Consider the following 24,799-nt stretch of genomic DNA (forward strand, 5'->3'; position numbering starts at 1 on the left):
GAGGCGCCGGGTTCCGCGCGGTCAGAGCGGCAGCAGGTCGGGGCGCTTGGCCTCGACGTGGTCACCCGAGGACTCCCCGCGCAGCCTGCGGCCGATCCACGGGACCAGGTACTCCCGCGCCCACTGGATGTCGTCCCGCCGCACCTCCAGCGTCCCGCGCTGAGCCTGCGGGGGCCACACCTGGTCGGGGTCGGCCGGCACGTCGAGGCCGAGGACCTGGGCGGCGCGCAGCGCGACCCGGGTGTGTCCCTCCGCCGAGAGGTGCAGCCGGTCGTTGTCCCAGGCCCGCCTGTCCTGCACGGACCGCAGGGACCACAGGTCCAGGACCGGGCAGTCGTAACGGTCGGCGATCGACCGGACGTGCGCGGTGTACATGGCGATCTTGCCCCGCAGGTGCTTGAGGACAGGGATGCCACGGGTGTCGAAGCCGGTGGTGACCAAGACGGTACCGACCGATTGCGTCAGGTCGGCCACCGCACGCTCGAAGCGTTCGGCCACGTCGTCCGGGTCGGAACCGGGACGGAGGATGTCGTTGCCGCCCGCGCAGAAGCTCACCAGATCAGGTGCCAGCTCCTTGGCGCGGGGGACCTGTTCCTCGACTATCTGGTCGAGGAGGCGTCCGCGTACGGCGAGATTGGCGTACCGGAAATTCCCGTGCGGGTCGTCCACGGGCCCGACCATCGCATCGGGGACCGGGAGCTGGTCCGCGAGGAGGACCGCGAACCGGTCCGCCCAGCCGACGAGGGTCCCGCCGGGGCCGGGGTCTCCGACGCCCTCGGTGAAGCTGTCGCCGATCGCCGCGTACGACCCGATGATGCCTCGTCTGTTGTTTCTCGAATCGTCTGCCACAAGGGCTTATCTTGCACCTTCGAATGTGACCTACGCGACCGTAATAAGGGGTTGACGGTTGGTGAGAAAGACCACCCGGTCAGTTTTTGGTAAAGCAGGAATAAGGAGAGGGGCGGTGCGCCCCGGCGCACCGCCCCTCTCCTCGACCCTCAGGTGGTGTGCCTCAGACGGACACGCCGTGCGAGCGCAGGTAGGCGATCGGGTCGACGTCCGAGCCGTAGCTCGGACCGGTCCGGACCTCGAAGTGGAGGTGCGGGCCGGTGGAGTTGCCGGTGGAGCCGGAGAGGCCGATCTGCTGGCCGCCGGTGACGGTCTGGCCGGTCGAGACCTCGAGCGAGGACAGGTGGGCGTACTGCGAGTACATCCCGTCGCTGTGCTGGATGACGACCTCGTTGCCGTACGAGCCGCTCCAGCCGGCGGACACCACGGTGCCATCGCCGATGGACCGGACGCTGGTGCCGGAGGCCGCCTGGAAGTCGGAGCCGGTGTGGTAGCCGCTGGACCAGCTGGCGCCGGAGGCGCGGTACTGGGTGGTGACGTTGGGGTTCTCGACCGGAGTGGTCCAGCCGGAGGCGGTGCTCTCCGACGCGCTGGAGTCGGCGGTCTTCGCGGCGGCCTCCTGGGCCGGGGCCGGAGCCTTCTCGGCCGGGGCGGACTTCTTCGCCGTCGACGGGGCTGCCTTGGAGGGTGCGGCCTCCGAGGAGCCGGACGCCTTGGCGCCGAGCGTCAGCTTCATGCCCGGGAGGATCAGGCTCGGGTTCTCGCCGACGACGTCACGGTTGTCCTTGTACAGCTTCTGCCAGCCGCCCTTGACCTCGTGGTCGGCAGCGATCTTGGCCAGGTAGTCACCGGAGACCACGGAGTAGGTCTTCGGGGAGCTCTTCGCCGCCGAGGCGGGAGCGCTCTGGGCCGCGACGGACTTGGCCGGAGCCGCCTGCTCGGCGGCGTGGGCGCCGGTGGCGCCGATCAGCGGGAGGGCGAGAACGGCGCCACCGGTCCCCGCGGCAAGGACGCCTCGGGAGATCGGGCCGGTCTTCGTACGACGGTGCTTGCCTTTTGCGGGCATGGGGGATTTCCTCTCCGGCGCCTGCGAGGTGAGCTGTCGGGTTCGGACTGGAGATGCCCGGCCGCACTAAGTGCGACTTGACCCCAAGCCGTGCCGGATCGCTCCGGACGGCGGCCTACCTGGTTCCCCCGCTCCTGCCACACGTGAGTCGGTGCGGATTCCGGGCGGCGGCAGGATTAGGCGTTCCGTCCGGATTGATGGTGACCGTAAGCGAGCCGGGATGCTGCGAACAAGCCGCCGATTGCGAACCGGAATCCACGCTTCATTTCCGTCGCGGAATTCCCGTCACACTCCGTGGATTACGGATCTTGGCTTTCCGCGCGGGGTCCGGAATACCCATCGGCACGTTCACCACACACCGTCACGGATATGATCCCGCTCACCCGCCTCACCTCATCTCCCTTACAAGCAGGGCATGTTCTATTAAATGCAGCAATACGGACATGTCGCCGCTCCTCCCGCCCGATGACCCGCCGCCTCCATGACCGAGACGGTTGCCTGATGCAGCCATGTCGTATCGTCGCGAGCGTGCCCCCGTCGGCGAGCGGCGCCGACGCCCGACACTCCAGGAGCCCTTGTGACGCAGCTGCCAGAGGTCCCGCCGGCCGGCCACGGACCCAAGGACGTCGCCCTGACCGGCGTCCGCAACTTCCGCGATGTCGGCGGGCTTCCGACCGTGGACGGCCGCACCGTGCGCCACGGGCGGCTCTACCGCAGCGGTCACCTCGCGAACGCCACCGAGGCCGACGCCTCGTTCCTCGCCGGGCTCGGCCTGCACACCATCTTCGATTTCCGCAATGCCGCCGACCACAAGCTGGACGGCCTCGACGTGGAGCTGCCGGGCGTCCGGAATGTCAGCATTCCTCTTTCGGACCCGGCCGACGGCGCCGAGTTCTGGCGGCTGGTGCGCGACGGGAACATCCAGCAGTTGCGCTCGATCCTGGCGGACGGCAAGGGCACGGAGCGGATGGTCGCCTCGTACCGCTCGATCATCAAGGACCGCACCGCCGAACACAGCCGCGTGCTCCACGCGCTGGCGGAGGACAGCGTGCCGGCACTGATGCACTGCGCGGCGGGCAAGGACCGCGCGGGCCTCTCGATCGCGGTCGCGCTGCTGGCGGTCGGTGTCGAGAAGGAGGCGATCGAGGCCGACTACCTCAAGTCGAACGACGCGCACCGCCGCTACAAGGTCCGGCGCAGCGACACCTCGCCGGTGGGGATGTCCGACGAGGTGATGGAACTGCTCGACCCGCTCTTCGGAGCAGAGGCCGAATACCTGGCCGCGGCGTTCTCGACCATCGAGGAGGTCTGGGGCAGCACCGACCGCTACCTCCTCGATGGGCTGAAGATCAGCCCGGAGACCCGCGCGAAGCTGCGCGAGCGGCTCGTCGAGGACGCGTGAGCCCGAGGCTCAGCCCTTTCCGGCGACCGTGAAGAGGAGGAAGAGGAAGGCCGCGACGACGTGTCCGGCCACCAGATAGGCGAAGAGCCGGATCACGACACCACGGGGCATCCGCCGCTCCTGGGTGTCCGCGCTCTTCGGCCGGCGCGGGGTGAGGGGGTCGTAGTGCTCCGAATCGGACATGTCAGTCCTCTCTCCCGGCCTGCCGGGCCGGGGTGTCGGTCGGGGTTGCGGTCCGCGTGACGAAGGTGTCGCACGGCGTGGGGCTCGCCGGATCAGAGCCGGTGGGCCCCGCCGCCGAGGCAGAGGTCGGTGGTCGGGCTCTGCAGCAGCGTGTGGACGAACAGCAGGCGCGCCCCACCGATGTCGAGCGCCGCGATCCGGTGCGGGGTGAGTGAGTCGAAGTGCGCGCTGTCACCCGGGTCGAGGTCGTGCACGGTGTCCCCGAGCACGACACGCAGCCGGCCGTCGAGGACGTACAGCCACTCCTCTCCGGGATGGACGCGGACGAGGTCTCCCTCGGTGCCGTAGGGGACCCGCACCCGCAGTGCCTGCATGGCACGGCCCGAGCCGCCGGCCTGGCGGTAGAGCCAGCCGCCGCCTTCGGTGCCGCCCACACCCTCGAGCGGGCCGCCGCGGACGATCGCGTCACGTTCGGGCGGGATCTCGCCCAGGAGCTCGGAGACGGTCGTACCGTAGACGCGGGCGAGGCCCAGCAGCATCGGCAGCGAGGGCTGCCTCCGGCCCGTTTCGAGCCGGGAGAGGTGGGCCGGGGAGAGTCCCGCCCGCCCGGCCGCGGCCTCCAGGGTGAGGCCACGGTTGCGGCGCAGGTCGCGCAGGCGTGGCGCGATCCCGGGAAGCTCGTCGGCACTCCCACCGTCAGGAGGATTCATGCCTCCATTGAGCCAGCATCTTTCCTCGGAGGCAAATAAGTTGCCTCCGAGGCAAAATCCTCAGCGGTTGGCGACCGCCTGCTTCACCAGGGTCCTGCCGAAGTCCCACATCAGCCCACCCCCACTGTGCGCGTCGTCCATGACTGCGGTGAAGGCGGTCACGAAACGATCGACCTCCGGCTCCCCGATGACCAGCGGCGGGATCAGCTTGATCACCTCCAGGTGATCACCGGAGACCTGGGTGAGGATCCGGTGCTTCTGCAGCAGCGGCACCACGACCATCTGCGCGAAGAGGCCCTTGCGGGCGGCCTGCAGCATCGCCCACCGGCTTCGGAGCCTGAGAGAGGAGGGCCGGCCGAACTCGATGCCGATCATCAGCCCTCGTCCGCGGACCTCGTGCAGCAGTTCGTAGCGTCCGACGAGCGCGGCGAGGCGTTCGCGCAGCAGGTCACCGGTGCGACGGGCGTTCGCGACGGTCTCCTCCTCCTCCATCACCGCGAGGACGGCCAGCCCGGCGGCCATGGCCTGCGCGTTGGATCCGAAGCTCGCCGAGTGGACCAGGACTCGGTCCATGGACGAGTAGACGCGCTTGAAGATCCAGTCCTTCCCGAGAGTCGCGCCGACCGGCACGTAGCCGCCGGACAGGGCCTTGGCGACGCAGAGCAGATCGGGCTCGACCCCCTCCTCGTGCTGGTAGGCGTAGAAGTCTCCGGTCCTGCCCAGCCCGGTCTGCACCTCGTCCACGATGAGTACGGCCTTGTGCCGGTGCAGCAGCTCCTGTGCCTCCCGCAGGAAACCGGGGGGTGAGGTGTGGACGCCCTTGCCCTGGATCGGCTCGACGACGAGCCCGGCGACGTCGCCACGCTTCAGCTCGCGTCGCAGCGCGTCCAGGTCGCCGAGCGCGATGGCCGTGTCGGGCAGCAGAGGCGCGAATCCGTCCCGGAAGCCCTTCTCGCCGTTGACGGAGAGCGAGCCGGTCGTCAGCCCGTGGAAGGCGTGGTCGCAGTAGAGGATCCGCGGCTTGCCCGTGGCGTACCGGGCGAACTTCAGGGCGGTCTCGACCGCCTCGGTGCCACTGTTCCCGAAGAACACCCGGTCCATGTGCGGGCTGTGGGCGAGCAGCTTCTCCGCCAGCAGTCCGGGCAGCGGCTGGCAGTCGAACCGGGTGAGGTCGGCCGTCGAGGCGTCCAGGACGTCATGGAGCGCCCGGCGTACGACGGGGTGGTGCCTGCCGAGACCCATCACGCCGAAGCCGGCGAGCATGTCGAGGTACTCGTTGCCGTCCGCGTCCCAGAAGTACGCGCCCTCCGCACGCTCGTAGACCTTGTCGAATCCGAGGGTGTGGAGCATCCGTGGCAGCTGGTGGTTCAGGTGCCGGGTGTGCAGTTCGTAGCGTTCGGCGCCCCGTTCCTCGAGGAGCCGTGCCAGGTCGAAGCCCTGCGATCGGTCCTTCACGTCCCGCTCTCCTTCGGCATGCGGCGCCCTCCCGTCCCCGTGCGGCGCTCCAGCACCGTGCTGATGCGGCCTGCGATCTCCACCGGCGTGAGTCCGGTCTCGGCGAGCACCTCACCGCGGCCCCCATGGGCGAGGAACCGCTCGGGGATCCCGAACGTCCGCAGCGGTACGTCGACGCCTGCGTCCCGCAGCGCCTGTCCCACGGCCCAGCCGACTCCACCGGCCCTGCTGTTGTCCTCGACGACCGCCACCAGCTCGTGCTGCCCGGCGAGGGCCGGCAGCCGGTCGTCGACCGGCTTGACCCAGCGGGGGTCGACCACCGTGCAGCCGATGCCCGAACCGGCGAGCAGGTCGGCGGTCCGCAGACAGACCGGGGCGAGCGCACCGACGGCCACCAGCAGGACGTCGGGGTCCGGGGCGCGGTGCAGGACGTCCATCCCGCCGATCCTCCCCACGGACGCGACCGGCTCGCCCACCGTCTCCTTGGGGAACCGGATCACCGTCGGTGCGTCGTCCACGTCCACGGCCTCTCGCAGCTCCTCGCGCAGCCGGTCGGCGTCACGCGGGGCGGCGATCCGGAGCCCGGGGACGACCTGGAGCACGGACATGTCCCACACTCCGTTGTGCGAGGGGCCGTCCGCCCCGGTCACTCCGGCACGGTCCAGGACGAAGGTCACCCCGCACCGGTGCAGGGCGACGTCCATCAGGACCTGGTCGAAAGCCCGGTTGAGGAAGGTCGAGTAGACGGCGACGACCGGATGCAGACCTCCGGTGGCCAGCCCCGCGGCGGAGACCGCCGCATGCTGCTCGGCGATCCCGACGTCCCAGATGCGGCCGGGGAACTCCTTCGCGAACCGGGTCAGCCCGACCGGGTGCGTCATCGCGGCCGTGATCGCGACGACATCGGGGCGCTCGGCGCCGATCTCCGCGATCTCGTCACCGAACACCGAGGTCCACGACGGGGCTGCCGGGACCACGAGTGGTTCGCAGGTCTGCGGATCGATCATGCCGACGGTGTGGAAGCGGTCGGCGTCGTCGGCCAGGGCGGGCGGATAGCCCCGGCCCTTCTCCGTGATGCAGTGCACCAGTACCGGGCCGCGGAACCGCTTGGCGCGCCGCAGCGCCGACTCGACCGCCGCGGTGTCGTGCCCGTCGACGGGGCCGACGTACTTCAGGCCCAGGTCCTCGAACATGCCCTGCGGGGCGAAGGTGTCCTTGAAGCCCTTCTTCGCGCCGTGCAGCGACCCGTACAGCGGCGGCCCGATGACCGGGGTCTGCTGGAGCACGCCCTTGCCCCAGGACAGGAAGCGTTCGTAGCCGTCGGTGGTACGCAGGATCGCGAGGTGGTCGGCGAGCCCGCCGATGGTGGGGGCGTACGAGCGCTCGTTGTCGTTCACCACGATGATCAGGGGGCGGTCCGGGGCCGCGGCGATGTTGTTGAGCGCTTCCCAGGCCATGCCGCCGGTCAGAGCCCCGTCGCCGATGACCGCCACCACGTGACGCCGCCGCCCGAGCACCTCGTCGGCCTTGGCCAGGCCGTCGGCCCAGCCGAGCACGGTGGAGGCGTGGGAGTTCTCGATGACGTCGTGCTCGGACTCCTCGCGGGACGGGTAGCCGGAGAGACCGCCCCTGCCCCGCAGCCCGGAGAAGTCCTGACGCCCGGTCAGCAGCTTGTGGACGTAGCTCTGGTGTCCGGTGTCCCACAGGATCCGGTCCACGGGCGAGTCGAAGACCCGGTGGAGCGCGATCGTGAGTTCGACCACGCCTAGGTTGGGGCCGAGATGGCCGCCCGTCCTCGTCACCGCGTGGACGAGGAACGCCCTGATCTCCTGGGCGAGTTCACCGAGCTGCGGTCGGCCGAGCGCCTTGAGCTCCTGCGGCCCCTTGATCGACTCGAGCAGCGTCACGTCCGGTCCCCCTCTCTCTGGTCCTGTCGTCGGCCCACGGCCGCCGTCCGCAGCCCCGCCTCCGGCCCGGCCTCGGTGAACCGCCGGGGGGGACGGCGCGAGGGGCCGGACCGGCGGCCCGGGGAGGCCCGGTGCGGCCGGCTCCGGCTCCCTCGTTTCGTCAGCTGCCCCCGCCGACGGTCTCCCGCGCCGCCCGCAGCGACTCCTTCAGCGATCCCATGGTGGCGAGCACCGCAGTGGGTTCGTAGCCGCAGTGCGCCATGCAGTTGGCGCAGCGCGGGTCCTTGCCCCGGCCGTACTTGTCCCAGTCGGTGTCCTCGATGAGCTCCCGGTAGGTGGGGACGTAGCCGTCGCTCATCAGGTAGCAGGGCCGCTGCCATCCGAAGAGCGAGTAGTTGGGGATCGCCCAGGCCGTGCACGGGAAGTCGGCCTTGCCCTCAAGGAAGTCGAGGAAGAGCGGTGAGTGGTTGAGCCTCCACCGGCCCCGGTTGCCGCCGGCGAAGGACTTCTTGAAGAGCTCGCGGGTCTGCTCGACCCCCAGGAAGTGCTCCTGGTCAGGCGCCTTCTCGTAGGCGTAGGCGGGCGAGATCATCATCTCGTCGACCTTCAGTTCGTCGTTGAGGTAGTTGAGGACCTCGATGACGGTCTGCGGGGTGTCCGTGTTGAAGAAGGTGGAGTTGGTGGTGACCCGGAAGCCGCGCCGCTTGGCCTCCTTCATGGCCTCCACCGCCTCGTCGAAGACCCCTTCCTTGGCCACCGACTCGTCGTGCCGCTCGCGCAGTCCGTCGATGTGCACGGCGAAGGCGAAGTAGGGCGACGGGGTGAACTTCTCCAGCTTCTTGCGCATCAGCATGGCGTTGGTGCAGAGGAAGACGTACTTCTTCCTTGCCACCAGCTGACGCACGATCTCGTCGATCTGCGGGTGCATCAGTGGCTCGCCACCGGCGATGGAGACCATCGGGGCACCTGACTCCAGCACCGCCCCGACGGCCTGCGCGACCGGCATGCGCTGCTTGAGCACTCCGGCCGGGTGCTGGATCTTCCCGCAGCCCTCGCACGCAAGATTGCAGGCGAACAAGGGTTCCAGCTCGACGATCAGCGGGAACTTCTCGCGCCTGCGGAGTTTCTGTTCGAAGAGATACGTCGCAACCTTGATGGACTGGCGAAGCGGCATGGCCATCTGGGCTCACCTCCTGGGGAGCAGCAAAGATCGGTGCCATTCATGGAAAGCCGGAAGGACGGCACGAAGAACGCGGAATGCCGATATTCCACCGCGGACCGTGCCGATACGGACGAGCTCATGCTCTGGAGCGTCCACTACCACCCGTACGGCCGCAACAGGGCGTGGCCCCGTCCGGACGGCGGTGCGCAGCGTGGCCGCGGACTCCATGTCCACCGCGATGGCACCGGCGGCCCTGAGACCGGCCCGCTCCGGGCCCCGGACGACGTGTCCGGAGCCGGTCAGCGGGCCGGTGTGGACCGTACGTCCGGGCACCGCTCTGACCAGTGCGTCGACCAGCAGACCGGTTCCGGTGCAGGCCGTGGTGCCACCGGCGTCCCTTGTCTCCTCGGCCACCACGAGGTCCCCCGGGTGCATGCCGGGTTCCAGCCCGGCGCAGAAGCCCGAGGCGATGACGGCGGTGCCGCCTGCGCCGGGCCGCCCCAGCGCCTCGCGGACGGCGCTCTCCGCGGCCCGGGGGCCCATCCCGGACCTGATGATGCTGACGGGGCCGGGACCCGGTTCGCCGCCCCTCCTGCCGGTACGCAGGGCGAAGCGCTCGATGCCGAGCGCGCAGGCGATCAGCAGCGGAGTGGTCGGACCGGGCGGCACCTCGGCGCCACCCATCGGTTCAGGCCCCCTTGCCGGTGCCGGCGCCGATGGCGGAAGCGGTGGCGAAGGGGTCGCCGTAGACGTACCGGCCGAGGGCGGTCAGGGGGAACACCTGACGGTAGAGGTGGTAGTTGATGGAGAAGTCCCAGGGGAATCCGGTCCCGGTGAAATGGGGTTCGTCCCATGAGCCGTCGGCCTGCTGGGTCGCCGCCAGCCAGGCGACTCCCCGCTCCACGGACCTGGTCTCCCGCTCCCCCGCGGCCAGCAGGGCGAGAAGTGCCCAGCCGGTCTGGGAGGGGGTCGAGCTGCCGTGGCCGATCCACTTCTCCTCACGGTAGGAGCGCAGGTCCTCGCCCCATCCGCCGTCGTCGTTCTGCACGGACTTCAGCCAGTCGACGGCCCTGCGCACCGCGGGGTGCGCGGCGGGCAGACCGGCCGCGATCAGTGCGGGCACCACGGAGCCCGTTCCGTAGATGTAGTTGACGCCCCACCGGCCGAACCACGCGCCGCTCGCCTCCTGTTCGGCGAGCAGCCACTCGACGCCGCGCCGGGTGCGGGGGTCGTGCGACCGCCCCTCGACGGCCAGCATCTCCACCACGTGTCCGGTGACATCGGCCGACGGCGGGTCGATGACCTCTCCGAAGTCGCAGAACGGCAGCCGGTTGGGGAAAGGACTGGTGTTGTCCGCGTCGAAGGCTCCCCAGGCACCGTTGCGCGACTGCATGCCGAGGTTCCAGCGCACCCCGCGCTCGATGGCGGCGTCGACCCTGGCCGGGTCGGGGTGGCGGACACGGCGGAGCGCCAGAGCGACCTCGGCGGTGTCGTCGATGTCGGGGTAGTTGACGTTGTGGAACTCGAACGCCCAGCCTCCCGGGGCCAGTTCGGGTTTGCGTACCGCCCAGTCGCCGGGCCGCACGATCTCCTCGCCGAGCATCCAGTCGGCCGCTCGCACGAGCGCCGGATGGTCCGGGCCGACCCCCGCGTCGGCGAGGGCGATGGTGGCGAGGCAGGTGTCCCAGACCGGGGACTGGCAGGCCTCGATCATGCGGGCGCCGTCCTCACGCCACACTGCGAACCGGTCCAGCGACTCCAGCCCGGCCCGCATCACCGGGTGGTCGAGGTCGTAGCCGAGCAGGTGCAGGGCGATGACGGAGTACACCGCGGGCGGCTGGATGCCGCCCCAGCAGCCGTCGTTCTCCTGGCGTTCGATGATCCAGCGTGCGGCCTCGTTCATGGCGATGCGCCGCAGCCTGCGCGGGGCGACCTTGTGGTAGAGGTGCAGCGCCTTGTCGAGCCGCTGGAACACGCCGTCCCAACTGGCAGCGGGAGCAGTCGGCTTGGGCGGATTGGGGCACGACGGGTCGGTGTGCAGCTCGTCCAGGGCGAAGGGGGCCGGGCGTACCGGCCGCTTCGCGGACACGATGGTGAGGGGCACGATGGTCTGACGGGCCCAGCAGCCGAAGTCGTAGATGTTGAGGGGGACCCACTTCGGGAAGAACATCAGCTCGGGCGGGAGCTCGGGCAGGTCGTCCCACTTCCACCAGCCGAAGAGCGCGAGCCAGATCCGGGTGAAGACCCGGGATTCCGCGATGCCGCCCTGTTCCCTGACCCAGCCGGCCGCGCGGATCATGTGGGGGTCGTCGGGCCGGTCCCCGGCCAGCCGAAGCGCGACGTACGCCTCGACGGTGGCGGAGAGGTCGGGCGGTCCCTCGTAGAAGGTGTTCCAGGTACCGTCGCCGAGTTGCTCGCCCCGGATGAAGCGGGCCGCGGCCTTGACGGTCTCCGGGTCCTGGATGCCCAGGAACTGACGGAGCAGCAGGTCCTCCGCGTCCATGGTGACGTTGGTGGCGAGGTCGCCCTTCCACCAGCCCTGCTCGTCCTGCCTGCCGAGGAGGTGCTCCACCGAGCGCTCCGCGGCGTGCCGCGCGACGGCCATCATGTCGTGCGCGGCACTGGTCGATTCGGTCGGATCGCTCGCCGGTGCCGCGCGGAGGTTCGCGGCCCCGGTGCTTCCGTCGGTCGTCGCTGTCATGGCTTCCCCTTCGTGCAGTTTGGTCCTCTGCTGTGCTGGGGTCTCCGTCGGCGGGCGCCCCGTGGGGCGCCCGCCGGCGACTGCGAGTCATATCTGGATGGTGATCATCTCTTTCGTACGACCACGAAGTCGGCGAGCTCGGTGAGCTGCGCCCGCACTCGTTCCGGCATGTCGACGCCGTGCAGCGCCTCGATGGCTACCGCGTGCTGACGGCGGGCTTCCTGGGCGGTCCACTCGCGGCCGCCCGCCTCCTCGATGAGTGCCGCGCGGGCGGCGAACTCCTCTTCGGAGAAGCTGTCGAAGTCGCTGCTCTTGGCGTCGTCGGCGAGCAGCTCGCCGAGCCGCTCCGAGGCAGGTCCGCCCGCGGCGAGCGCGGCGACGACGGGCAGGGACTTCTTGCGCTGGCGCAGATCGCTCCAGGTCTGCTTGCCCGTGGACTCCGGGTCGCCCCAGATGCCGAGCAGGTCGTCGACCGCCTGGAAGGCCAGGCCGAGGTGGTAGCCGTACGCCTCCAGGGTGTCGGCGGTACGGTCGTCGGCTCCGCCGAGCACGGCGCCGATGGAGACGGCACAGGCGAGCAGGGCGCCCGTCTTGTTGCCCTCCATCTCCAGGCACTCCTCGACGGTGACCCGCTCGCGGTGTTCGTACGAGATGTCCTGGGCCTGGCCGTCGATCAGCTTGCGGCTGGCCGTGGTCAGGCGGCGGGCCGCGCGGCCGGCCTCGACGGTGCCGAGCTCCAGCAGGATCTCGTTCGCCAGCGCGAAGAGCGCGTCGCCGACGAGGATCGCCTGGGCGGGGCCGTGCACCTTCCACACGGTGTCGCGGTGACGGCGCTGCTCGTCGCCGTCCATCAGGTCGTCGTGCAGCAGCGAGAAGTTGTGCACGAGTTCGACGGCCACGGCTCCGGGGATCCCGGCCTCCGCCGGTGCGCCGGCCGCTTCCGCGGACAGCAGGGCCAGCGCGGGACGCACGGCCTTGCCGCCGTCGCCCTCGGCCAGGCCCTGGGCGTCGATCCAGCCGAAGTGGTAGGCCGCGACGGTGTCCATGGGCGGCGCCAGCCGGTCCACGGCAGCTCGCAGCACCGGCGCTGACAGGGCCCTTCCACGCTCCAGAAGCGCGGTGACGTCCGTGGGGTCCGCCACGGTGTCGTAAGCCGGATTCGCCGGGGTCACAGACTCTCCTCTTGTTCCGGTGGTACTGCTCATGCCGCCTCCTGCAGCGGATGTTCGTGTGGCCTGCCGAGGGCCTGGAGCGCGGCGTCCGTAGCGGTGAAGCCACTGCGGACGGCGCCTTCCATCGTCGCGGGCCAGCCGGTGGCGGTCCACGCTCCCGCCAGGTGCAGCCCGGGGGCGCGGGTGTGGGTGCCCGGTCTCAGGCGCCCCACGCCCGGCGTGGGCGCGAAGGTCGCGGTGCGTTCCCGGGTGACGAAGAAGTCGCGGATCCCGGCCCCGCGTGCCGCCGGCAGGAGCCGCTCCAGCTCGGGCACGTAGCGGCTGCGCAGTTCGGCGACGGGCAGGTCGATCTCGTCCTGCGCCGCGGACTGGGACACCGCGAGGTACTGGCCGGCGCCCTGGAGGCCGGAGGACGCGGTGCGGTCGAAGACCCATTGCACGGGGGATCCGAGCGCGGCGAAGAACGGTTTGCGCAGCACCTTGCGGTCGTAGACCACGTGCACGTTCAGGATCGGTGCGTCGGTGAGGTCGAGCAGCCTGCCCGGGTCGTCCAGCGCCCCGTCGGGCAGCAGCCGGTGGGTGTCCCCCTGCGGGACCGCGAGGACGACGGTGTCCGCGTCGAAGCGTTCGCCGTCGGTCCCGACCGCCCAGTGGCCGTCCTCGTCCCGCGTGAGGGAGGCGACGCGGGTGCGCAGGTGGATCTCCACCCCCGCCGATTCGAGTGCCTTGCGGGCGAGGGTGTCGTGGAGGTCCCCGAGCGGCACGGCCGCCCAGCCGATGTCCGCGGCTCCCGGCTCCGAGAGGAGCCCCGTCTTGAAGACCTTCGCGGCGAGCGCCATCGAGGCGTTCGGCGCGGTGGCGTTGAGCGTGGCGACGCCGACGAGGTCCCAGAGGGCCTCGATGGTGCGCTGCGACTGCCCCTGGCGGCGCAGCCAGGTCGCGAAGTCGACGCCGTCGAGCGCGGGGTCGGCCGGGTCGAGACGGCCCAGCGCCAGCGCGGCACGGGCGACCCCGGCCTTCTCCGCGAGTGAGAGGTGCGGGTAGGCGGCGAGTCCGCCGGCCAGGTGCAGCGGTACGGGCAGCCCGGTGCGGCGCAGCCGTCCGAGCCGGGGCCCCGCGGCCCTGCCGACGTCGAGCACGGGCACGTCGAGCCGGTCCTGCAGCGGGGCGAGGTGGGTGCCCTCGATACGGTCGAGGAACCAGCGGTACGCGGTGCAGCAGCGCAGGTAGACGTGCTGGCCGTTGTCGACCGACAGGTCACCTCGCCGGAAGGAGAAGGCGAGCCCGCCGAGCCTGGGGCGGCCTTCGAGCAGCTTCACGTCGAGCCCCGCGTCGGCAAGACGCAGCGCCGCGGTGACGCCCGCGAGCCCGCCGCCGACGACCACCGCACGGGAGGTGGCGGAGCTCCGGCCGCTCATGCCCGCTCCCTTCGCCGTGCCACGTCGGTCGGCGGCACGCGCCGCGTCGTCGCAGACAGGGACGCAGCGGGGCGCCCGGGGGTTGCCCGTCGCGCGCGTCGGTCCGAGGCAGTCATGAGACCCTCCCCCTGGCCGTCCGGCGTGAGATGTACCGCGCGTCGAGGCCCGACAGGCCGCGCACCGCAACGTACGCCTTCTCGTGGCCGGGCAGCGAGACCCGGCCCCGCAGGACCGCCTCGGGATCGCGTTCGATCCGGTCGAGGAGCCTGCGGTAGATGCCGGCCATGGCGGCCACGCAGGCGCCGCTTCGCCGGTCCAGCATGGGCAGCAGCCGGTAGCCCTCGGCGAAGAGGGCCCGGGCGCGGCGCACCTCGAAGTGCACCAGGCCGGCGAAGTCGGATCCCGGCGGCGGGGTCGCCCGGTGGAATCCGGCGGAGCAGCCGAACTTGGCGAGGTCGTCGGCGGGCAGGTACGTGCGCCCGTTGCCCGCGTCCTCACGCACGTCGCGCAGGATGTTGGTCAGCTGGAGCGCGAGGCCGAGGGTGTCGGCGTACTCCGCGGCCCGTTCGGCACCGGGTGCGCCCTCCTGCGTCCCGAAGACGCCCAGGCTGAGGCGCCCGATGGCACCCGCGACACAGCGGCAGTACGTCTTCAGGTCGTCCCAGGTCTCGTACGTCGCGCCGCGCACGTCCATCAGCACGCCGTCGATGAGCTCGTCGAGGCCGCCGAGCGGCAGCGGGAACCGGCGCGTGGCGTCGGCGAGCGCGACCGCGACCGGGTCGGTGTCGTCCTCGTCGACGGCGTCGTCCCGGACTCGGCCGAGCAGTCCCCGGGTCTCCTCCAGCCGGACGCGCTTGGTCTCCGGGTCCAGTTCGCCGTCGCCGATGTCGTCGACCCGACGGGAGAAGGCGTACAGCGCCGACATGGCCTGCCGCTTCTCGTACGGCAGCAGCCTGATGCCGTACGCGAAGTTACGGGCCTGCTGTCCGGTGACGGCCTCGCAGTAGCTGTATGCGGCCTGTACCGGTGCCGACATGTACGTCGTCTGTCCCTCCACGGTCCGGCTCACCCCTCTCTGTGCGCTCTTCGCAGGACGTCTCCCACCTCGCGCAGCAGTCTCGGCGCGGTGGGCTTGGGCGGTCCGGGCAGTACGTCGAAGCCCGCTGCGGAGATCGCGCCGAGGGCTGCGCGCCCTCCGCCGACGAATCCGGCGAGCAGCAGTCTGAGCCGGCCGTGGACGCTGCCCACCAGGGGGACGCCCTCGTCGAGCAGCGCGCGGGCGCGCTCCGCCTCGAAGGCGACCAGGGAGCGTACGGCCGAGCCGGCCGACGGTACGGCCAGCTCGGCCTCGCCGACACGGAAACGGGCCATGTCCTCGGCGGGCAGGTAGATCCGGTCGCGGCCGAGGTCCTCGGCGACGTCCTGGAGGTGCTCGGCGATCTGCAGGGCGGTGCAGACGGCGTCGGAGCGGCGGATCCGTTCGGGGCTCGCGGTGCCGGTGATCTGCAGGACGAGACGGCCGACCGGGTTGGCGGAGAGCTCGCAGTAGGCCAGCAGGTCGCCGTAGGTCTCGTAGCGGCGGACCTTCTGGTCCTGCCGGTTCGCCTCGAGGAGCCCGAGGAAGGGTTCGGGGGTGAGCGCGCAGCGCCGCACGGTGGGGCGCAGGGCGCGCATCAGGGGGTGGCGCGGACCGTCGCCGGTGGGCGAGAAGACGCGGTGCAGATCGGCTTCGAGGGCGTCCAGCGCGGCGAGACGGTCCTCGCTCTGCCCGGGTTCGAGGCCGAGGTGGCGGGCGTCGGCGCCGCCGGGGGCGAGGTCGCCGTCACCGATGTCGTCGACGAGGCGGGCGAATCCGTAGACGGCCATCAGGTCGTCGCGCCAGGCGCGGGGCAGGAAGAAGGGAGCCACGGGGAAGTTCTCGTCCGCGGCCTTGTCGAGCGTGGCGGTGGCGGCGTCGGCGCGCGCCTGCTGGGGACGGGTCACTGCGTACCACCCGACGCGGGGACGGCGAAACCACGTCGGAGCTGGAGATTTTCCATCATTGCCGTCATATCTCCCGTTCTACACTGCTGACCCAAAACATCCCTTTTCGGACACGCCGCTCGTCCGGCCGAGTGCGACATGCTCACAACGGGCGATGCGCCGGGGGCATACGCCCCACATTGCCGCGAATCAGCACCGTTACAGCTTACGTTGTACAGCTCACAGAGCCGCGCCGGGGTGTCGTGCATCCTCGCGCCGCGCCTCTGCCGCCCTCAACCTTTACCGGACACGAGGCAGTTGACGTCATCCGCCGGGAGGAGATCCTTCCCGGAGCGGCTGCGGCCGTGCAGGCCTCCTCGGCCGTCGGCCCACGAGGGCCCCCGCCTTGCTCCGGCGGGGGCCACACGCGTCGACGGCTACTTGCCCGTCTCCCGTTCGTAGGCCTTCAGCACCTCTTCGGTGGGGCCGTCCATCAGGAGCTCGCCCTTTTCCAGCCACAGGACCCGGTCACAGGTGTCCCTGATGGTCTTGTTGTTGTGGCTGACCAGGAAGACGGTGCCCGCCTCCTTGCGCAGCTCGCGGATCCGTTCCTCGGACCGGACCCGGAACTTGCGGTCACCGGTGGCCAGCGCCTCGTCGATCATGAGGACGTCGTGGTTCTTGGCGGCGGCGATCGAGAAGCGCAGCCTGGCCGCCATGCCGGACGAGTACGTCCGCATCGGCAGCGTGATGAAGTCGCCCTTCTCGTTGATCCCCGAGAAGTCCACGATGTCCTGGTAGCGCGCGCGGATCTCCTCGCGGCTCATTCCCATTGCGAGACCGCCGAGCACGACGTTGCGCTCACCGGTCAGATCGCTCATCAGGGCCGCGTTCACGCCGAGCAGCGAGGGCTGGCCGTCCGTGTACACCTTGCCCTGCTCGGTCGGCAGCAGGCCGGCGATGGCCCGCAGCAGGGTGGACTTGCCCGATCCGTTGGTGCCGATGAGGCCGATGGCCTGGCCGCGGTAGGCGGTGAAGGAGACACCCCGCACCGCGTGCACCTTGCGCACACCGCGCGGTTCGCCCTTGCCGCGGCGCATGATCCGGCTCAGTGCCGCAGTGGCGCTGCCCTTGCCCCCGCCCGTGCCGTTGACTCGGTACACGATGTGCACGTCGTCCGCGATCACGGTGGGAATGTGTCCCTGGGACTTTTCCTCAGCCACGGCCGTACCGTTCCTCTGCCTTCCAGAAGTACACGAAGCCCACGACGCCCACCACGAGCGCCCAGGCGAGCCCGACGGCCCAGACGTGCTGCGGCAGGTTCTCGGAACCGTAGCCGTCGATCAGGGCGAAGCGGACCAGGTCCATGTAGATGGCCGCCGGGTTGTACTGCAGCACGTCGGCGATCCACTGCGGCTTGTCCTCCAGCATCACGGGGATGGAGAACATGACGCCCGAGCCGTACATCCACGTACGCATGACGAAGGGCATCAACTGGGCGAGGTCGGGGGTCTTGCTGCCCAGCCGGGCCATGACGAGCGCGAGGCCGGTGTTGAAGACGAACTGCATGGCCAGCGCCGGGATCACGAGCAGCCAGGAGAGGGCCGGGTAGCTGCCGAAGCCCACCGCCACGGCCACCAGCACGATCATCGAGTACATCAGCTGTTGGAGCTGCTGCAGCGAGAACGAGACCGGCAGCGACGCGCGGGGGAAGTGCAGCGCCCGGACCAGGCCGAGGTTGCCCGCGATGGAGCGGACCCCCGCCATGACCGAACTCTGGGTGAAGGTGAAGACGAAGACCCCGGTCACCAGGAACGGGATGAAGACCTCCTGGCTCATCCCCCTGTTGGTGCCGAGGATCAGCCCGAAGATCAAGAAGTAGACCATGGCGTTGAGCAGCGGCGTGGCCACCTGCCACAGCTGGCCGAGCTTGGCCTGGCTGTACTGCGCGGTCAGCTTGGCCCTCGAGAACGCCAGGATGAAGTGCCGGCGGCCCCAGAGCTGCCGGATGTACGCGAACAGCCCGGGCCGGGCGCCGCTCACCGTCAGGCCGTACTTGTCGGCCAGCCGGCTCGCGCTCAGGCCCTCGTCGGCGGACGGCGGGCTGCTCAGGGCAATCCCGCCGTCGTGGGTCGTGTCACTCACAGTTAAGAACTCTCGTCTTCACAATGCGCAGCCGGTCGCGGGAGCGGCCGAGGCGGACAGGGTCCCCGTACGAATGAATACGGCTCATGGTCTCAGAGGAGAGCCTCTCAGATCACCGGCGGCCGGCCCAGCCTGGTCAGCCGCCATACCGTACGCCACCGCATGGGGCGCCGGGGTCCGCAGGGCGTCGTCCAGCCTTCCCGGAAACCCCCGAACCATGCCTTGAGGGCGGGCAGGGAGGGACGTCGCACCAGGGTGAGGAGCAGCCAGACCCCGACGTACACGGGGACCAGCGGAGCGGGCAGGTTCCGGCGGGCGAGCCAGACGCGGTTGCGGGCCACCATGCGGTGGTAGACCGCGTGCCGCGAGGGGGCGGTGGTGGGGTGGTTGAGCACCATGTCCGCCCGGTACTCGATCATCCAGCCGGCGTCCAGGGCCCGCCAGGCGAGGTCGGTCTCCTCGTGCGCGTAGAAGAACTCGCCGGGGAGCGGGCCGGCCTCGGCGATCACCTGGCTGCGCACGGCGTTCGCGCCGCCGAGGAACGTCGTGACGCGCGACGAGCGCATCGGGTCGGCGGCACGCAGCCGCGGCACGTGCCGCCGCTGGGTGACACCGGTGTCCGGGTCCGCGATGCGGAAGGTGACGATACCGAGCTTGGGATCCGCCTCGAACGCCTGCCGGCAGAGTTCGGCGGTGTCGGTGTTCGGCAGGTGCCCGTCGTCGTCGAGGAAGAGCAGTGCGTCCACGTCGGCCCCGGACGGGCCGAAGGCTTCGATGCCGACGTTGCGGCCGCCCGGGATACCCAGATTCTCGGGCAGCTCGACGGTCCGGACGCCCGGGGGGACGTCAGGGACCGGGGCGCCGTTGCCGACGACGACCACCTCGATCCGGTCGCCGTCCTGCCCGGCGACCGAATCGAGAAGGGCGCGCAGTTCGTCGGGGCGGTTGCCCATGGTGATGATGACCGCGCCGAGTTTCATGGGAGAGCTCACTTCAGCCTGCTGGACGCCAGGATCGACACCAGGTGCAGGACGGTCTGGAGAAGGGCGATGCCGGCCATGACCGCGACCGCGAGACGGCTGAAGAAGAAGTCGTCCCTGACGGTGTCGAGCACGGCCACCACGAGGATCACGAAGGACGCCTCGATGCCGAGGATCAGCCGGTGGAACTTGAGCGCGCCGGCCGCCCGGCGGGCCAGCGCCATGCCGGAGGAGCGCGGCTCGGACGCGGCCTCCTTGACGGGCGGAAGCCCGCCCTGGTGGCGCGCGACGCCGACGAGGTCGGTCTCGGCCTTGATCAGGATGGCGCCCAGCGCGGCGAGTGTGCCCAGGAAGGCCCACAGCCAGTCGATGCGCCCCGGGCCCCACAGGTCGGCGGCACGCAGGCCGAAGCCGACCAGCACCGCCGCGTCACAGAGGTAGGCGGCCACCCGGTCCAGGTAGACCCCGCCCAGGGAGTACTGCTTCTTCCACCGGGCCACCTCGCCGTCGACGCAGTCGAACAGCAGGTAGAGCTGGACCGCGACCACGCCGAGGAGCGCGCCCGGGATGCCCGGGACCAGCAGAGCCGGAGCCGCGAGCACACCGGCGACGGTCATCACGTAGGTCAGCTGGTTGGGCGTGACCTTGGTGGTCACCAGGCGCCGGGTGATGCGCAGCGAGATCTCGCGCATGTAGAGCCGACCCGCCCAGTGCTCGCCGCTGCGCCGGTCCTTCACACCCGGAGGGTGCACGACCGGGCGGAGTTCAGCTATGGATGGCTTTTGCATAGTCGGCGTACGCGTCCCTGATCTGGTCGGTGGACAGGTTGAGGTGTTCCAGGATCGTGAAGCGTCCCGGGCGCGTCTGCGGGGCGTAGTCGACCGCCCGCACGAACTCTTCGACGGTGAAGCCGATCTCGTCGGGCAGCACCGGCAGCGCGTGGCGCCGCAGCACGGAAGCCATCTGGACGGCCTCCTCGTGGGCGCCCCGCAGGTGCATGGCGAAACAGGCGCCGAGGCCGACCTGCTCCCCGTGGCTGGCCGCGCGCTTCGGGTACAGCAGGTCGAAGGCGTGGTTGATCTCGTGGCAGGCACCCGAGGCGGGCCGGGAGTCCCCGGCGATCGACATCGAGATGCCGGTGAGGACCAGTCCCTCGGCGAGCACCTTGAGGAAGGCGTCGTCGCCGACCCCTCCGGGGTGGCGCAGCACCGCTTCGCCGGCCTGCCGGGCCATGGCCGCCGCGAGCCCGTCGATGTCCTCGCGGCGGACCTCGTGGGCGAGCTCCCAGTCGGCGACGCAGGAGATGTTGGAGACCGCGTCGCCGACACCGGAGCGCACGTAGCGCGCGGGCGCCTCGCGGATCACGTCGAGGTCGATGACCACGGCGATCGGTGTGGGGACCCCGTAGGAGCCCCGCCCGTTGTCGTTGTCCAGGGTCGCGACCGGGGAGCAGAGGCCGTCGTGCGACAGGTTCGTCGCCACGGCCACCATGGGCATGCCCACGCGCGCCGCGGCGTACTTCGCCACGTCGATGATCTTGCCGCCGCCGAGGCCGACCACGGCGTCGTAGCGGTTGCCCTTGATGTCGTCCGCGAGCCGCACCGCGGAGTCGATCGTGCCGTCGGCGACCGGGTACCAGTCGGCCCCCGGCAGCACCGGAGCGAGCCTCTCGCGCAGGGCGCGCCCGGAACCACCGCTGATCGCGATGGCGAGCTTCCCCGAGGCGGAGATCCGCTGGTCGGCGAGGAGACCGGCCAGGTCGTCCATCGCGCCGCGCCGGATGTCGACGACGACCGGGGACGGGATGAGGCGGGTCAGTACAGGCACGCGATCTCCCTGCCCCTGGCGAGGTCGTCGTGGTTGTCGATCTCCACCCACGTCACCTCGCCGATGGGCGCCACGTCGACGGTGAAGCCACGGTTCACGAGCTCCTGGTAGCCGTCCTCGTAGTAGAGGTCCGGGTCGCGCTCGAAGGTGGTCCTCAGGGCGTCGGCGAGCTCCTCGGCGGCCTCGGCCTCGATCAGCGTGACGCCGATGTACTCGCCGGTCGCGGTGGCCGGGTCCATCAGCTTGGTGATCCGCCGGACGCCCTTGCCGTCCTCGGTGATGACCTTCATCTCCTCGTCGGCGAGGGTCTTCACCGCGTCGAGGGCGAGGATGATCTTCTGGCCCTTGCCGCGGGCGTCCAGGAGGGTCTTCTCGACGGAGACCGGGTGGACGGTGTCGCCGTTGGCGAGGATGACGCCCTTCTTGAGGACCTCACGCGCGCACCAGAGGGAGTAGGCGTTGTTCCACTCCTCGGCCTTGTCGTTGTCGATCAGCGTCAGCGTCACGCCGTACTTCGCCTCGAACTCGGCCTTGCGGGCGTAGACCGCCTCCTTGCGGTAGCCGACGACGACCGCGACCTCGGTGAGTCCGACCTCCGCGAAGTTGGCCAGCGTCAGGTCGAGGACCGTCTTCTCGCCGTCCACCGGCACCAGGGCCTTGGGCAGCGTGTCCGTGTAGGGACGCAGACGGCGTCCGGCACCGGCAGCCAGTACGAGGCCGATCATGCGAGTTCTCCTTCGTCGTGTACGGCGGGGGCCGAGGAGGACACCCAGAAGCGGATGGACTCCACGAGCACCACCAGGGCCACGGCGGCCGCGAGCGCGGTGAGGGCCGTGGTGAAACCTGAACCGTGGGTCAGCAGGGCGGCGAGTACGGCCACGACCAGGGTCCGGCCCTCGTGTCCGCCGATGACACGCACCAGCCACCTGGGCGGCGCTCCGGTGCCGCCCCTGATGCGGTACACCGTGTCGTAGTGATGGTAGGCGACGGCCGAAACGAGGCCGAAGGCCGCGGGAACGGCGTGCGGCACGTCACTGCGGGCGGCCAGCACCAGGATCGTGCAGTACTCGGCGGCCCGGAAGACCGGCGGGACCAGCCAGTCCAGGGCGCCCTTGAGCGGCCGCGAGACGGCCAGTCCGGAGAAGACCGCGTACACCGCTGCGGCGCCGACGGCCGGCCAGCCGCCGTAGGGCGTGAAGACCGCCGCGCCCACCATCACCAGGGCGCCGAGGAACGCCAGGAGCGGTGCCGTGAAGCCGCCGCCGGGACGCCGGACCACCGCGGCGACGGCCTGGGCGAGCGGCCCCGAGTCGGCGAGGTCGGCCAGTGCCCCGGCGGCGCGGTCGGTGCGCTGCGCCTTGCGGGTCAGCGAGCGCAGCAGCCGGCCCGCCGTGGTGTAGCAGGCCGCCAGGGCGCAGCCGACGAGCAGGGCGTAGAAGACGATGCGGGGGGTGGTCACGGCGGTGAGCACCGCGATCATGGCCCAGCGTTCACCGATGGGCAGGACTATCATCCGGCGCAGCCAGACCGTCCAGCCGACGCTGTCGAGCTTGTCGGAGAGGGCGGCGGTGGGACTCGTGTTGGACACCGCGTCGTGGTTGGCCTCGTTGAACGAGAAGTCGACGACATGGCGGCAGGCCTGGAGCACCATCGCGCCGAGCGCCAGGACCCATACGTCGTCGCCTGTGCGGGCGGCGCCGAGTGCCAGGCCGGCGTAGTAGGCGTACTCCTTGGCCCGGTCGAAGGTGGCGTCCAGCCAGGCGCCCATCGTCGAGTACTGCAGGGAGTACCGGGCGAGCTGCCCGTCGGTGCAGTCCAGGACGAAGGAGAGGAGCAGGAGCACCCCGGCCGCGACGTATCCGCCACGGGTGCCGGTCGCCGCGCTGCCCGCCGCGATCAGCGCCGTGACGAGCGAGGCCGTCGTGACCTGGTTCGGGGTGAGGCCCCGGCGTGCGCACCAGCGGGCGATGTAGCGGGAGTACGGGCTGATGAAGTACGTGGTGAAGAAGCCGTCGTGGGCCTTCACCGCGCTGCGCAGCCGTACGGCCTCGTCGTCCACGGCGGCCACGGCGGCCCGGGCGGTGTTCCGCTCCTCCGGTGCTGTCGGTACCGAGGCGGTGAGCGAACCGAGTTCGGGGCGCTGCACGGCGGTGCCCTCCGCGTCCAGTGCCACGGCCAGCCCGGCCGGGGACCGTGCGGTCCTCGGTGACGGCGACGGCTTCGGCGCCGGGCGACGCGACGGGGGCTCCCGCGCCGACGGCGGCCACGGCACGGCGCAGGGCACGGAGCAGGGCCGGCCGGGCCTCGGGCTGCGCGGTGAGCGCCCCGGGGATCGACGCGGCGGCGAAACGGGGATCGGTGAGTCCGAGCCTGAGGGCGTGGACGTGCCCGACGAAGCGTGGGTCCACGAGCGCGACGCGCCTGCTCGCGGGGACTGCGGCGAGCAGCTCGGCTGCCTCGTCGGCGTCGGCTGCGGCAGTCACGTCAAAACCGAGTGACCTCAGATCGTCCTCGAGCGACGACCCGGGTACCGGTGCACCGGTGAGGATGGCGGTCGACAGACGAACTCACTCCTTGGTGCTGACGGGAACGGCGCGCGGCACAGCGGCCCGGGGGTGGGCCGGCGGCACGTCGGCTGAGGCTATCGGATGAACGGAAGACCGAGTTCACCACCCGTTTGTGCTCCGTTCGGGCGAATCGGCCATCATGCGGCGCCGTTCGCGATCATCATGGTCGATCAACACCTCGCCCCACAAACCGCGTCCGGTCAGCGCATAAGCTGGCGGGTATGACGTGGTTGATCACAGGCGGGGCCGGTTACATCGGGGCACATGTGGCGAAGGCCATGACGGGTGCCGGGGAACAGGTCGTCGTCCTCGACGACCTGTCGACGGGCATCGCGGAGCGGCTGCCCGCGGACGTCACCCTGGTGCGGGGGTCTGCCTCCGACCGCGCGGTGCTCGACCGGGTCCTGGCGGAGCACGCCGTCACGGGTGTGGTGCACCTGGCGGCGAAGAAGCAGGTCGGTGAGTCCGTCGAGAAGCCGCTGCTGTACTACCGGGAGAACGTGGCCGGCCTCGCCGTGCTGCTGGAGGCCGTGGTCGCGGCCGGCGTGGAGCGGTTCCTCCTCTCCTCGTCGGCGGCGGTGTACGGGGTCCCGGACGTGGATCTCATCACCGAGGAGACGCCGTGCGCGCCGATCAACCCGTACGGCGAGACGAAGCTCGCCGGGGAGTGGCTGGTCCGCGCCACGGGGCGGGCGCACGGAATCTCCACGGCCTGTCTGCGGTACTTCAACGTGGCCGGGGCCGCCGAGCCGGAGCTGGCCGACACGGGCGTCTCCAATGTCGTCCCGATGTTCTTCGACCGGCTCACACGCGGCGAGGCGCCGCGGATCTTCGGTGACGGCTATCCGACACCGGACGGCACCTGTGTGCGCGACTACATCCATGTCGCCGACATCGCGGACGCGCACCTCGCCGTCGCCCGGCATCTGGACGGGACCCCGGGCGGCGGCGACCTCACGGTGAACATCGGCCGGGGAGAGGGCGTGTCCGTGCGCCGTCTCGCCGAGCTGGTGGGCGAGGTCACCGGTCTGCGCACGGAACCCGTGGTCGAAGCGCCGAGGCCCGGGGACGCGGCCAGGGCCGTGGCGTCGGCCGGCCGGATGACCGGGCAGCTGGGCTGGACGGCGCGCCGCGGCATGCGCGAGATGGTGGAATCGGCCTGGGAGGGCTGGTGCCTGCACCACCCCGAGGCCCGCGCCGCCCGGTGAGGACCGGCACCTCGACGAGGCTCTGACCTGCGGCCGTTTCCGCAGGTCAGAGCACATGACAACGGTGTTCAGTGCCGTGTTGCCC

General features: G+C 70.8%; 21 protein-coding genes, 1 pseudogene and 1 riboswitch. Of the genes and pseudogenes, 2 read left to right on the forward strand and 20 right to left on the reverse strand.

Annotated features, from left to right (window positions below; translation table 11 throughout):
- Window positions 1-21: 21 nt before the first annotated feature.
- Complete coding sequence (locus P8A20_RS03345) at window positions 22-849, reverse strand: SGNH/GDSL hydrolase family protein (RefSeq protein ID WP_147961184.1); 828 nt, start codon at window positions 847-849, stop codon at window positions 22-24.
- 163 nt (window positions 850-1,012) lie between these two features.
- The gene (locus P8A20_RS03350) at window positions 1,013-1,915 is read right to left on the reverse strand and encodes a M23 family metallopeptidase (RefSeq protein WP_147961183.1); all 903 of its coding nucleotides are present in this window, start codon (window positions 1,913-1,915) and stop codon (window positions 1,013-1,015) included.
- Window positions 1,916-1,918: 3 nt separating this feature from the next.
- Window positions 1,919-2,079: riboswitch (cyclic di-AMP (ydaO/yuaA leader) on the reverse strand.
- Between the two features lie 413 nt (window positions 2,080-2,492).
- Here P8A20_RS03350 and P8A20_RS03355 point away from each other — a divergent pair.
- Window positions 2,493-3,317 (forward strand): tyrosine-protein phosphatase, encoded by an 825-nt coding sequence (locus P8A20_RS03355; RefSeq protein WP_306102814.1) that lies wholly within the window; start codon window positions 2,493-2,495, stop codon window positions 3,315-3,317.
- A 9-nt stretch (window positions 3,318-3,326) separates the two neighbouring features.
- Here the strand turns inward: P8A20_RS03355 and P8A20_RS03360 are convergent, their stop codons facing one another.
- From P8A20_RS03360 to P8A20_RS03445, 18 genes and pseudogenes are all read right to left on the reverse strand, one after another.
- Window positions 3,327-3,500, reverse strand: a complete 174-nt coding sequence (locus tag P8A20_RS03360; RefSeq protein WP_187282245.1) for a DUF6126 family protein — start codon at window positions 3,498-3,500, stop codon at window positions 3,327-3,329.
- 92 nt (window positions 3,501-3,592) lie between these two features.
- On the reverse strand, window positions 3,593-4,210 hold the full coding sequence (locus P8A20_RS03365; RefSeq protein WP_306102815.1) for a helix-turn-helix domain-containing protein: 618 nt from the start codon (window positions 4,208-4,210) through the stop codon (window positions 3,593-3,595).
- A gap of 60 nt (window positions 4,211-4,270) precedes the next feature.
- A complete protein-coding gene (locus P8A20_RS03370; RefSeq protein WP_306102816.1) occupies window positions 4,271-5,665 on the reverse strand; it encodes an aspartate aminotransferase family protein in 1,395 nt (464 codons plus the stop codon).
- Complete coding sequence (gene dxs / locus P8A20_RS03375) at window positions 5,662-7,572, reverse strand: 1-deoxy-D-xylulose-5-phosphate synthase (RefSeq protein ID WP_306102817.1); 1,911 nt, start codon at window positions 7,570-7,572, stop codon at window positions 5,662-5,664. Before dxs ends, P8A20_RS03370 begins: the two co-directional genes overlap by 4 nt.
- Before the next feature lie 160 nt (window positions 7,573-7,732).
- A complete protein-coding gene (hpnH, locus tag P8A20_RS03380; protein WP_147961178.1) occupies window positions 7,733-8,752 on the reverse strand; it encodes an adenosyl-hopene transferase HpnH in 1,020 nt (339 codons plus the stop codon).
- Between the two features lie 6 nt (window positions 8,753-8,758).
- Entirely contained in the window at window positions 8,759-9,418 is a 660-nt protein-coding gene (locus tag P8A20_RS03385) for a phosphorylase family protein (protein ID WP_306102818.1), read from the reverse strand.
- 4 nt (window positions 9,419-9,422) lie between these two features.
- The gene (shc, locus tag P8A20_RS03390) at window positions 9,423-11,435 is read right to left on the reverse strand and encodes a squalene--hopene cyclase (protein ID WP_306102819.1); all 2,013 of its coding nucleotides are present in this window, start codon (window positions 11,433-11,435) and stop codon (window positions 9,423-9,425) included.
- A gap of 104 nt (window positions 11,436-11,539) precedes the next feature.
- A complete protein-coding gene (locus P8A20_RS03395; RefSeq protein ID WP_306102820.1) occupies window positions 11,540-12,640 on the reverse strand; it encodes a polyprenyl synthetase family protein in 1,101 nt (366 codons plus the stop codon).
- Window positions 12,637-14,025: a hydroxysqualene dehydroxylase HpnE gene (gene hpnE / locus P8A20_RS03400; protein WP_147961174.1), complete on the reverse strand. Its 1,389-nt coding sequence runs from the start codon at window positions 14,023-14,025 to the stop codon at window positions 12,637-12,639. Before hpnE ends, P8A20_RS03395 begins: the two co-directional genes overlap by 4 nt.
- A 112-nt stretch (window positions 14,026-14,137) precedes the next feature.
- Window positions 14,138-15,061 (reverse strand): presqualene diphosphate synthase HpnD, encoded by a 924-nt coding sequence (gene hpnD / locus P8A20_RS03405; protein ID WP_187282243.1) that lies wholly within the window; start codon window positions 15,059-15,061, stop codon window positions 14,138-14,140.
- A 29-nt stretch (window positions 15,062-15,090) separates the two neighbouring features.
- Window positions 15,091-16,008, reverse strand: coding sequence for a squalene synthase HpnC (gene hpnC / locus P8A20_RS03410; protein WP_147961172.1), 918 nt, complete (start codon window positions 16,006-16,008; stop codon window positions 15,091-15,093).
- 416 nt (window positions 16,009-16,424) lie between these two features.
- A complete protein-coding gene (locus P8A20_RS03415) occupies window positions 16,425-17,210 on the reverse strand; it encodes an ABC transporter ATP-binding protein (RefSeq protein ID WP_147961171.1) in 786 nt (261 codons plus the stop codon).
- A complete protein-coding gene (locus P8A20_RS03420) occupies window positions 17,203-18,132 on the reverse strand; it encodes an ABC transporter permease (RefSeq protein ID WP_147961170.1) in 930 nt (309 codons plus the stop codon). Before P8A20_RS03420 ends, P8A20_RS03415 begins: the two co-directional genes overlap by 8 nt.
- Before the next feature lie 107 nt (window positions 18,133-18,239).
- Window positions 18,240-19,112: a glycosyltransferase family 2 protein gene (locus P8A20_RS03425; protein WP_306102821.1), complete on the reverse strand. Its 873-nt coding sequence runs from the start codon at window positions 19,110-19,112 to the stop codon at window positions 18,240-18,242.
- Between the two features lie 8 nt (window positions 19,113-19,120).
- A complete protein-coding gene (locus tag P8A20_RS03430) occupies window positions 19,121-19,900 on the reverse strand; it encodes a CDP-alcohol phosphatidyltransferase family protein (protein ID WP_306102822.1) in 780 nt (259 codons plus the stop codon).
- Window positions 19,878-20,939 (reverse strand): iron-containing alcohol dehydrogenase family protein, encoded by a 1,062-nt coding sequence (locus P8A20_RS03435; protein WP_147961168.1) that lies wholly within the window; start codon window positions 20,937-20,939, stop codon window positions 19,878-19,880. Before P8A20_RS03435 ends, P8A20_RS03430 begins: the two co-directional genes overlap by 23 nt.
- Complete coding sequence (locus P8A20_RS03440) at window positions 20,927-21,664, reverse strand: phosphocholine cytidylyltransferase family protein (protein ID WP_147961167.1); 738 nt, start codon at window positions 21,662-21,664, stop codon at window positions 20,927-20,929. Before P8A20_RS03440 ends, P8A20_RS03435 begins: the two co-directional genes overlap by 13 nt.
- Window positions 21,661-23,422: pseudogene (locus P8A20_RS03445) on the reverse strand (DUF5941 domain-containing protein). The gene P8A20_RS03440 and the pseudogene P8A20_RS03445 overlap by 4 nt, the downstream one beginning before the upstream one ends.
- A gap of 305 nt (window positions 23,423-23,727) precedes the next feature.
- Here P8A20_RS03445 and galE point away from each other — a divergent pair.
- Window positions 23,728-24,714 (forward strand): UDP-glucose 4-epimerase GalE, encoded by a 987-nt coding sequence (gene galE / locus P8A20_RS03450; RefSeq protein WP_306102823.1) that lies wholly within the window; start codon window positions 23,728-23,730, stop codon window positions 24,712-24,714.
- The last annotated feature ends 85 nt before the right edge of the window (window positions 24,715-24,799 follow it).

Source organism: Streptomyces sp. Alt3 (genome assembly GCF_030719215.1).
GTDB classification, from domain to species: domain Bacteria; phylum Actinomycetota; class Actinomycetes; order Streptomycetales; family Streptomycetaceae; genus Streptomyces; species Streptomyces glycanivorans.

What these genes read in the sequence shown, in the direction of transcription:
- P8A20_RS03430 (WP_306102822.1), bottom strand. Translation starts at nt 19,900, where the DNA reads ATGCAAAAGCCATCCATAGCTGAACTCCGCCCGGTCGTGCACCCTCCG.
- P8A20_RS03365 (WP_306102815.1), bottom strand. Translation starts at nt 4,210, where the DNA reads ATGAATCCTCCTGACGGTGGGAGTGCCGACGAGCTTCCCGGGATCGCG.
- hpnH (WP_147961178.1), bottom strand. Translation starts at nt 8,752, where the DNA reads ATGGCCATGCCGCTTCGCCAGTCCATCAAGGTTGCGACGTATCTCTTC.
- P8A20_RS03385 (WP_306102818.1), bottom strand. Translation starts at nt 9,418, where the DNA reads ATGGGTGGCGCCGAGGTGCCGCCCGGTCCGACCACTCCGCTGCTGATC.
- hpnE (WP_147961174.1), bottom strand. Translation starts at nt 14,025, where the DNA reads ATGAGCGGCCGGAGCTCCGCCACCTCCCGTGCGGTGGTCGTCGGCGGC.
- P8A20_RS03425 (WP_306102821.1), bottom strand. Translation starts at nt 19,112, where the DNA reads ATGAAACTCGGCGCGGTCATCATCACCATGGGCAACCGCCCCGACGAA.
- P8A20_RS03360 (WP_187282245.1), bottom strand. Translation starts at nt 3,500, where the DNA reads ATGTCCGATTCGGAGCACTACGACCCCCTCACCCCGCGCCGGCCGAAG.
- P8A20_RS03440 (WP_147961167.1), bottom strand. Translation starts at nt 21,664, where the DNA reads ATGATCGGCCTCGTACTGGCTGCCGGTGCCGGACGCCGTCTGCGTCCC.
- galE (WP_306102823.1), top strand. Translation starts at nt 23,728, where the DNA reads ATGACGTGGTTGATCACAGGCGGGGCCGGTTACATCGGGGCACATGTG.
- hpnD (WP_187282243.1), bottom strand. Translation starts at nt 15,061, where the DNA reads ATGTCGGCACCGGTACAGGCCGCATACAGCTACTGCGAGGCCGTCACC.
- shc (WP_306102819.1), bottom strand. Translation starts at nt 11,435, where the DNA reads ATGACAGCGACGACCGACGGAAGCACCGGGGCCGCGAACCTCCGCGCG.
- P8A20_RS03395 (WP_306102820.1), bottom strand. Translation starts at nt 12,640, where the DNA reads ATGAGCAGTACCACCGGAACAAGAGGAGAGTCTGTGACCCCGGCGAAT.
- P8A20_RS03350 (WP_147961183.1), bottom strand. Translation starts at nt 1,915, where the DNA reads ATGCCCGCAAAAGGCAAGCACCGTCGTACGAAGACCGGCCCGATCTCC.